This is a genomic window from Pinirhizobacter sp. (genome assembly GCF_035317885.1).
In the GTDB taxonomy this organism is placed as follows: domain Bacteria; phylum Pseudomonadota; class Gammaproteobacteria; order Xanthomonadales; family Rhodanobacteraceae; genus Pinirhizobacter.
On the sequence record NZ_DATHFX010000069.1, the window covers coordinates 1 to 2,814 of the forward strand.

3 protein-coding genes are annotated in these 2,814 nt (G+C 63.1%); all 3 read right to left on the minus strand.

Features of this window, described 5'->3' with window-relative positions; translation table 11 throughout:
- The coding region (locus VK519_RS02150; protein ID WP_324347220.1) for a glycosyltransferase family protein at positions 1-900 on the minus strand (900 nt) is incomplete at its 3' end.
- 99 nt (positions 901-999) lie between these two features.
- Entirely contained in the window at positions 1,000-2,199 is a 1,200-nt protein-coding gene (locus VK519_RS02155) for an O-antigen ligase family protein (protein ID WP_324347222.1), read from the minus strand.
- Positions 2,200-2,273: 74 nt separating this feature from the next.
- A partial coding sequence (locus VK519_RS02160) for a S9 family peptidase (protein ID WP_324347224.1) occupies positions 2,274-2,814 on the minus strand: 541 nt, incomplete at its 5' end.

A 2,814-nucleotide genomic window follows, 5' to 3' on the forward strand; every position in this document is an offset into this window, starting at 1 on the left:
GGTAGCCAGGCCTTGCTTGCCCGTGCCGTCATGGTCGATCAGGATGCCGCGGTCGGCGTTGACGAACTCGTTCATCGGCGCCGCGTCGAGCGTCATGGTGACGGCGCCCACGCACAGCGCCTCACACAGGTAATGGCCGAATCCTTCGGTTTCCGACGGGCACAGGTGGAAAATGTGCTCGTTCTGCATCTGCACGAGGTCTTCTTCATCCACGTAATCGACGACGTGATTGACGTTGGCGGCCGTGCTCACGCGGGCGGCGATGTCCGGATGCTGTACCACGGTAAGCCGCGGCCATTCCGGGTGGCGCTCCCACAAGGCGAGCAAACGGTCGGTACCCTTCATCCGGCTGCGGCCGCCCAGGTGGAAAAACGCACGCTGGCGGGTGACATGGCGGCGCAGGCGTTCGGCGTTGGTGAAACCGATCAGGGCCGTTTCGCAACCCAGGTCGCTGAAAATCGACTGCGCATGATGGGTTTTGCACAGCACGGTGTCCACGCCCTGCAACTGCGGCAGGCGGCGGCGCGGGAACCATTCGGGATTGGGGATGAAGACATTGCGCCGGGCAAGGCGCATGTAGTCCGGCCGCAGGTGTTCGACCATGATGTTGAGGTCGAACTGGGGCGAAGGCACCTTGTTCTGCATCCAGTGCAGCACCCGGCGCACTTGCATCACGTGCGATCGGCCGAAAGGACGGGCGCGGCTGCGCTTGAAGAGCGTCATCGTGACCCGGCAGCCAGCCTGGGAAAGCACTTCGTTGAGCAGCCGCAGGTCGCGGCTCAAGCCCACGCCGTTATCCCAGCCCAGGAGATTCACATGGGCACCGAACAAGGGCGCCGGGATCCTGTCCGGATCGAAGGCGAGCGTGCTGGATTGGCCAATGGGTGCGACTGCCGACATTAAATGGTCCTAAATTCCCGGTCTCGCATCCATGCGTGTTGTCAGCATGCCCTGCATGCATGATGACGAAGTTTCGACTTCATGTCATTAAATAAATATTTAACTTGAATCACTTGAAGGTTCTTGCGGTTCCGTTGGGGATGGCAATGCCAGCGCCGCGCCAATGGCAAGCGGCAACCAGGTGAGCAGCCATTCCGGCCGGGGACTCATCAACAGGGCGGGTCCATCCAGTTGCAGGGCCACGGTGGAAAACACCCATAGTCCCAGAACGATGCGTCCAAGCGGGTCGTGCCTGTAGGTCCATCCTCGACGCAACAGGAGCAACCATGCGCCGAGCCAGCAAAGCAGCGCTGGCACCCCTAGTTCTATGGCGAGGTTGGTGAATAGGTTGTGACTGTGGGTCCACGACTGCGTGCCGACAGTGATCGTATACGGCGTATCCAGACCCAAACCCCTGAACGGCCGTTCATGAATCATCGCCTGGGCCTGCTCCCAGATCTGCGGCCGGTACGAAACCCCGCGGGCTTCGAGGATCTGCCGGCCCAGTACCAGGGCCACCACTCCTCCGGCCACGGCCAGGGCGCTGCTGGCCAGTCCCTTGACGCTGCGATCGAACAGCGGCATCACCAGCATCACCACGAAAATGGCAAGCCAGGTACCGCGGCTCAAGGTAAGCCCGGCGAACGCCAGCAGGCAGCCCAGGCTCAGCAGCCAAAGGATTTGTTCCCAGCGGCGCGCCGGCGGCAACTGGAACAGCCATACGGCCACCGCGCCCATCACGTATCCGGATAGATTGGGCCCATCGAGCATGGCAAAACCGGTGATCCGGTCAGGGAAGTCGGTATGCCGATAGGGAAAGGCCAGTATGGCCGCCAGCGCGCCGGCGGCCATGGCATATCCGGCCAGCCGCAACAGGTTGCGTGCGGCTTCCTCGCCGCGGGCGGCCACCCAGAACAACCATCCAAGCAGGAAACCGGCCACTTGCAGCGGGATCTTTACCCGTTCGGCGACGTGACTACCGCCCGCCCACGCCAGCGACGCGCACGACCAGGCCAATAGCGCCACCACCAGGATCAACTCAGGGGTATCGCGCACGCAACGGGCCACCCATGCGCGATGGCGCACCGCCAGCCACAAGGCGGGCAGGAACAGCAGCACGGTGACCACGTTGTGGTACCACGAGCTGGCGTTGGTCGGGCTGGGTGTCAACGCCACGCCGACGATCAGCCAGAACAGGCCCAGGCCGATCACGGCAATGGGCCAACTGTGCCGCAAGCCCGGATAGGCAGCTACCGACATCCCACGCTCCGCGCATGTCCAGGAAACGGACGGGCACTATAGCCCGTCATCCATGCGCGGAGCGTGTGGGGCGTTTAGTGGGCGTTCTTGATCGTGGTCTCGAAGAAATTCGCGATCAGGTGGTAAACGTGCACCTTCTGGCCGGGCAAGGCCAGGCCGTGCTTGCCACCGGGATAGGTCATCAGCTGGAACTGCGTGCCGCGCTTTTGCAGTGCCGCCATGAGCTCGGTGGAATTGAGGAACAGCACGTTGTCATCGGCCATGCCGTGCACCAGGTACAGCGGCGAGGTGAGGCCGTCGAGCCAGTCGAACGGCGCGCTCTTCTTGTAACCCTCGGCATTGTCCTGGGGGCGGTCGAGGTAGCGCTCGGTGTAGAAGGTGTCATACAGCTTCCAGTCGGTCACCGGGGCCACCGCCACGCCGCCGGCAAGTTCCTTCGAGCCCTTCGCCAGCATCATGGTGGTCATGTAGCCACCGTAGCTCCAGCCGAATACGCCGATGCGCTTGCCGTCCACCCACGGCTGGGACTTCAGCCACTTCACGCCGGCGAGCTGGTCTTCGACCTCGGCCACGCCCAGGGTGCGGTAGATCACGTCGGAGAATTTCCGGCCACGA

Excerpts from the sequence above, each read along its gene's own strand:
- VK519_RS02155 (WP_324347222.1), bottom strand. The coding sequence starts at position 2,199 with ATGTCGGTAGCTGCCTATCCGGGCTTGCGGCACAGTTGGCCCATTGCC.